Origin of the sequence: Streptomyces zinciresistens K42 (assembly GCF_000225525.1) — a bacterium.
GTDB classification, from domain to species: domain Bacteria; phylum Actinomycetota; class Actinomycetes; order Streptomycetales; family Streptomycetaceae; genus Streptomyces; species Streptomyces zinciresistens.
The window spans coordinates 1-6,106 of the sequence record NZ_AGBF01000290.1 but is presented as its reverse complement, the minus strand read 5'-3'; the positions used below and the strand labels follow the sequence as shown (position 1 = coordinate 6,106).

At 74.8% G+C, this 6,106-nt stretch carries 5 protein-coding genes; 4 read left to right on the top strand and 1 reads right to left on the bottom strand.

The features are described 5' to 3' along the window. A partial coding sequence (locus SZN_RS34720) for a class F sortase (RefSeq protein ID WP_007504538.1) occupies window positions 1-338 on the top strand: 338 nt, incomplete at its 5' end. A 353-nt stretch (window positions 339-691) separates the two neighbouring features. Here the strand turns inward: SZN_RS34720 and SZN_RS34715 are convergent. After that, window positions 692-1,474 (bottom strand): sulfite exporter TauE/SafE family protein, encoded by a 783-nt coding sequence (locus SZN_RS34715; RefSeq protein WP_007504537.1) that lies wholly within the window; start codon window positions 1,472-1,474, stop codon window positions 692-694. 383 nt (window positions 1,475-1,857) lie between these two features. Between SZN_RS34715 and SZN_RS34710 the strand changes: the two genes are divergently transcribed. The 3 genes from SZN_RS34710 to nirD are packed head-to-tail and all read left to right on the top strand — an operon-like array spanning window position 1,858 to window position 6,031. After that, a complete protein-coding gene (locus SZN_RS34710) occupies window positions 1,858-3,072 on the top strand; it encodes an NAD(P)/FAD-dependent oxidoreductase (protein ID WP_043734705.1) in 1,215 nt (404 codons plus the stop codon). After that, the gene (gene nirB / locus SZN_RS34705; RefSeq protein ID WP_007504533.1) at window positions 3,072-5,681 is read left to right on the top strand and encodes a nitrite reductase large subunit NirB; all 2,610 of its coding nucleotides are present in this window, start codon (window positions 3,072-3,074) and stop codon (window positions 5,679-5,681) included. Before SZN_RS34710 ends, nirB begins: the two co-directional genes overlap by 1 nt. Beyond that, complete coding sequence (nirD, locus tag SZN_RS34700; RefSeq protein ID WP_007504531.1) at window positions 5,678-6,031, top strand: nitrite reductase small subunit NirD; 354 nt, start codon at window positions 5,678-5,680, stop codon at window positions 6,029-6,031. The genes nirB and nirD overlap by 4 nt, the downstream gene beginning before the upstream one ends. Window positions 6,032-6,106 lie beyond the last annotated feature (75 nt).

The following is a 6,106-nucleotide window of genomic DNA, read 5'->3' as shown; positions in this document are numbered from 1 at the left end:
TCGCGGGCTGGTACGAGGCCGGGACCACGCCGGGCGAGAAGGGCACGGCGATCGTCGCCGGCCATGTCGACAACGCCACCGGGCCCGCCGTCTTCTACCGCCTGGGCGCCCTGCGCAAGGGGAGCACGATAGAGGTGGCGCGCCGGGACGGCGGCACCGCGCTCTTCTCGGTGGACGCCGTGGAGGTGTACGACGCGTCGGCCTTCCCGGACGAGAAGGTCTACGGCCCCGCGCCGCGCCCCGAGCTGCGGGTGATCACCTGCGGCGGCGGCTACTCCCGCGCGACCGGCTACCGGGGCAACGTCGTGGTCTACGCCCACCTCACGGGCAGCCGCTGACCGGGACGCGGACGGCGGCGGGAGCCCCGGCCCGGCGGTGCCAGACTGGGCAGTGCGGGTTCCGGCGGTGCGGGTTCCGGCGGTGGGGGTTCCGGCGGTGCCGGATTGCGCGGTGCGGGTCCCGGCGGTGCGGGATTCGGCGGTGCTGGTTCCGGCGGGGAAGCCACGGCGGAGGAGTACCCGGAGTCGGGTGCCCGGCGGAGGAGGCGGCCCCGGCGGAGGAGGGCCCGGCGGAGGAGTACCCGGAGTCGGGTGCCCGGCGGAGGAGGCGGCCCCGGCGGAGGAGGGCCCGGCCGTTCAGGCCCTGCCGTCTAGCCCACCACGCTGGGCCCGCCACGCTGGGCCCACCACTGCTAGGCCCACCACTGCTCGTACGCCAGTTTCGCCACCAGGGCGAACACGACCGTCAGCAGGACGACCCGGACGAAGCCGCTGCCCTTCTTCAGTGCCGTGCGGGCGCCGAGCATCGCGCCGGTCAGGTTGAACACGGCCATCAGCGCGGCCAGTTGCCACAGCACCGTGCCCTGCCAGGCGAACATGGCGAGCGCGCCGGCGTTGGTGCAGCAGTTCACGATCTTGGCGGTGGCGGAGGCGTGGACGAGGTCGAGGTGGAGCACGGCGGTGAGCGTGAGGACCAGGAACGTTCCGGTGCCGGGGCCGATCAGACCGTCGTAGAAGCCGATGCCCAGGCCCGCGAGGCCGATGGCGGCGAGGACCCGGCGGCGCGAGGCCGGTCCCGCGGCCGGTGCCGCGCCGAAGGAGGGGCGCAGGATGACGAACGCGGCGACCGCCAGCAGCACCACCATGATCACCGGCTTCAGCACCTCGGTGCTCATGCCGGCCGCGAAGAACGCGCCGCCGCAGGAGCCCGCGAGGGCCGCGAGCCCGATGCGCACCGCGAGCCGCACGTCCACGGGCGCCTTGCGGGCGTAGGTCACGGCGGCGCCCGACGTGCCGACGATCGCGACGGCCTTGTTGGTCCCGAGCGCGTACGCGGCCGGGGTGGCGGCGGGCAGGCCGAGCAGCAGCGCGGGGAGCAGCAGCAGGCCCCCGCCGCCGACGACGGCGTCGACCCATCCGGCGGCAAGGGCCACGAGGCACAGGACGACGACCGTGGTCAGGGCTATGTCGGGCATGATCGCGACCCTAGGCAGAAGATGCGTGTGCCGTCCACGCAGATGAGGGACTTCTGAGCTTGGCCCCGCCCCTTCCCCACCCCCGCGCGCCCTCTCCCCCGGCCGGCCGTTCCCCTCGCCGCCCTCACCCCCGGAAGACCGCTGCCCCGGCCGCCCTCCGCCGGCCTGCCGCTGCCCGGCCGCCGGCTCCCCGGACGGCCGCTCCCCCGGCAGGACCCGATCGTCGCCGGACGGTCCCGGCCGGGCACCGGGGGCCGCGCCGCGGGCCGCGCGCCCCGCCCCGCGCGCCCTCACACCCCCCGCGCGCCGCCGCTGAGGGCAGCGTTCCGTACGGGAAACAGACGTGATGCGGCCGGGAAACACCGGCCCCGCACGCTCTGGCCATGACCTCGAATACGCGTGTGGTGGTGATCGGCGCCGGACTCGCGGGCGTACGGCTCGCCCGCCGGCTCGGCGAGCTGGGCACGCCCGTCACGCTCGTCGGCGACGAGGAGCACCGCCCCTACAACCGGGTCCTGCTCGCGGAGGTGCTGGCCGGGCACTACAGCCCCGAGGTGATCGCCCTGCCGGCACCGGCGGAGCTGACCCGGGGCCGCGTCACCGCCGTCGACCGGGCGGCGCGCGCCGTCCGTCTCGCGGACGGGTCGGTGATCGGCTACGGCACGCTGGTGCTGGCCACCGGGTCCAACCCGGTGCTGCCGCCGCTGCGCGGGCTGTTCACGCCGGACCGCGTGCTGCCCGAGGGGGTGCACGCCTTCCGGACCATGGACGACTGCCTGGGACTGTCCCGGGCGGTGCGGCCCGGGGTGCGCGCGGTCGTGATCGGCGGCGGTCTGCTCGGGGTCTCCGCGGCCCGCGCGCTGGCGCTGCGCGGCGCGCAGGTCGTACTCGCCCAGCAGTCCGAGCGGCTGATGGAACGGCAGTTGGACCCGGACGCCTCGCGCCTGGTCCGCCGCCATCTCACCGGCCTCGGGGTCGAGGTGCACACCGACCTGCGGGTGCGGGACGTGCGCTGCGCGGACGGCGCGGTCCGCTCGGTGGAGATGGCCGACGGATACGCCCTGGACGCCGACCTCGTGGTGCTGGCCTGCGGGGTGCGCCCGCGCACCGGACTCGCCCGCGCCGCCGGGCTGGAGGTCGGCCGGGGCGTCGTCGTCGACGGCGAACTGCGCACCTCCGACCCGTACGTCCGGGCCGTCGGGGACTGCGCGGAGCACGCCGGCACGGTGTACGGGCTGGCCGCACCCGCCCTCGAACAGGCCGACGTACTGGCCGCGTTGCTGGCGGGTGACCCGAACGCCCGCTACACGGGCACGCGTTCCCTGACGCGGCTCACCCTCGTGGGCCGCGGCGGGCCGCTCGACCTCGCCGCGTTCGGGGAGACCGAGGCCCGGCCCGGCGACGACGTCGTGCGGCTCGCCGACGCCACCCGCGGCACCTACCGCAAGGTCGTCGTCCGCGGCGACCGCCTGGTCGGCGGGGTCCTCGTCGGCGAACTCGGCACCGTCGGCGCGCTCGCCCGCGCCTGGGAGGGAGCGGAACCGCTCCCCGACGGAGGCCCGCTGCTCCACCTGCTCACCAACGACGGAGGCTCCTGATGACGGCCACCCCGGGGACGACCCCCACTCTCGTGCTCGTCGGCCACGGCATGGTCGGCCAGCGCTTCCTCGAAGCGCTGGCCGAGCGCGGCCTGACCGCCACGCACCGCGTGGTCGTGCTGTGCGAGGAGCCTCGTCCGGCGTACGACCGGGTCGCGCTCACCTCGTACTTCTCGGGCCGGACGCCCGAGGAACTGTCCATGACCGACATGGAGTTCATCGAGGGGCACGGCATCGAGCTGCGCCTCGGGGACCCGGCGGTCCGGGTGGACCGCGCGGCGCGCGAGGTCACCGCCCGGTCCGGTGAGGTCTTCGGCTACGACGTCCTGGTGCTGGCCACGGGCTCCTACCCGTTCGTGCCGCCCGTGCCGAACAAGGACGCCACCGGCTGCTTCGTCTACCGCACCATCGAGGACCTGCTGGCGATCGAGGAGTACGCGCGGACCCGGGCCGGGACCGGCGCCGTGGTCGGCGGCGGGCTGCTGGGCCTGGAGGCGGCGGGCGCGCTGAAGGGGCTGGGCGTCGAGGCGCACATCGTGGAGTTCGCGCCGCGGCTGATGCCCGTGCAGGTCGACGCGGGCGGCGGGGCGGCCCTGCTGCGCACCATCGAGGAGATGGGGCTCACCGTGCACACGGGGGTGGGCACGCAGGAGGTGGTGGTCGGCCCGGACGGCGCCGTCACCGGCATGAAGCTCTCCGACGGCTCCGAACTGGCCACCGACATGGTCGTGTTCAGCGCCGGTGTCCGCCCGCGCGACCAACTGGCCCGCGACTGCGGCCTGCTGGTGGGCGAGCGCGGCGGCATCGCGGTCGACGAGCAGTGCCGTACGGTGTCCGACCCCCGGGTCTTCGCGATCGGCGAGTGCGCGCTGGCCGCGGACGGCCGGGTGTACGGCCTGGTGGCCCCGGGCTACGAGCAGGCGCAGACGGCGGCCGCGACCGTCGCCGCCGACGAGGCCGCCTTCACCGGCGCCGACCTGTCGACGAAGCTGAAGCTGCTCGGCGTGGACGTGGCGTCCTTCGGGGACGCGCACGGCAGCACCGAGGACTGCCTCGACGTCGTCTACGCCGACTCCCGCTCGGGCCTGTACAAGAAGCTCGTCATCGGCCGCGACGGCCGTCTGCTCGGCGGGATACTGGTCGGCGACGCCGAGGCGTACGGCACGCTGCGGGCGCTGACCGGTTCGGTCCCGCCGGTCTCCCCCGAGTCGCTGGTCCTGCCCGCCGGGGCGGACGCGGGGGCGCGGCTCGGCCCGTCCGCCCTGCCCGACGAGGCGGTCGTCTGCTCCTGCCACAACGTCAGCAAGGGCACGATCCGCGGCGCGGTCGCCGAACACGGGTGCACGACCGTGCCCGAGGTGAAGAAGTGCACCAAGGCCGGTACGGGCTGCGGCAGTTGTGTGAAGGTGCTCGGCCAGCTGGTCGCCGCGGAGCTGGAGGCGGGCGGCGTCGAGGTCGACAAGGGCCTGTGCGGCTGCTTCGGGCAGACCCGCGAGGAGCTGTACGAGATCGTCCTCGCCCTGCGCGTCACCACCTACCAGGACCTGCTCGACCGGTACGGCCGCGAGGGCGCCCGGGGCGGCGACGGCTGCGAGGTGTGCAAGCCGGCGGTCGGCTCGATCATCGCCTCCCTCGCCCCGACGATCGGCGCGAGCGGCTATGTGCTGGACGGCGAGCAGGCCGCGCTCCAGGACAGCAACGACCACTTCCTGGCCAACCTCCAGCGCAACGGCTCGTATTCGGTCGTCCCGCGCATCCCCGGGGGCGAGGTCACGCCCGAGGGGCTGATCACCCTCGGGGAGATCGCCCGCGACTTCGGCCTCTACACGAAGATCACCGGCGGTCAGCGGATCGACATGTTCGGCGCCCGCGTCGAGCAGCTGCCGCTGATCTGGACGCGGCTGGTGGACGCCGGGTTCGAGTCGGGCCACGCGTACGGCAAGGCGCTGCGCACGGTGAAGTCCTGTGTGGGCTCCACCTGGTGCCGCTACGGCGTCCAGGACTCCGTGCGCATGGCGATCGATCTGGAGCTGCGCTACCGGGGGCTGCGTTCGCCGCACAAGCTGAAGTCGGCGGTGTCCGGGTGCGCGCGCGAGTGCGCCGAGGCCCGGTCGAAGGACTTCGGCGTGATCGCCACGTCCCAGGGCTGGAACCTGTACGTCGGCGGCAACGGCGGCGCGACCCCGCGCCACGCGGACCTGCTGGCGCAGGATCTGACGGACGCCGAACTGGTGCGCCTGATCGACCGGTTCCTGATGTTCTACATCCGCACCGCCGACCGCCTGGAGCGCACCTCGGCCTGGCTGGAGCGCCTCCCCGGCGGCCTGGACCATGTGCGGGAGGTGGTGGTGGAGGACTCCCTCGGCATCTGCGCGGAGCTGGAGTCGCTGATGGCGGACCACGTGGCGCACTACGCCGACGAGTGGGCGACGACCATCGACAACCCGGAGAAGCTGGCCCGGTTCGTCTCCTTCGTGAACGCGCCCGACACCCCCGACCCGGTCGTCGGCTTCGTGCCCGAGCGCGACCAGGTCAAGCCCGATCTGCCCCTGCTCTCCATCGGCCTGCGCAGCGCCGAGGACCTCCTGGAAGGAAGCGCCCCGCGATGACCCTGGCACCCGAGACGACCGATCCGAGGCTCGAACTCCGGCTGGCAGACGGCTGGCTGGCGGTCTGCGACCTGGCCCTGCTGGTTCCCGGCCGCGGGGTGGCGGTCCTGCTGCCGGACGGCCGCCAGGCCGCCCTGTTCCGGGACCGGGGCGGCAAGGTGTACGCCATCGACAACCGCGACCCCTTCGGCGGCGCGGCCGTCCTCTCCCGCGGACTGACCGGCACGCACCAGGGCCGTCCCTTCGTCGCCTCGCCCCTGCTGAAGCAGCGGTTCGACCTGGAGACCGGCCGGTGCCTGGACGACGAGACGGTACGGGTGGCGACGTACGGGGTGCGGACGGCGGCGTAGCCCGCCCGGCCCTCGGGGGCGTCCCGGGCGCGGCGGGCCGCGGTGGCCGCGCCCGGGACGGCTCCCCCGGGACGG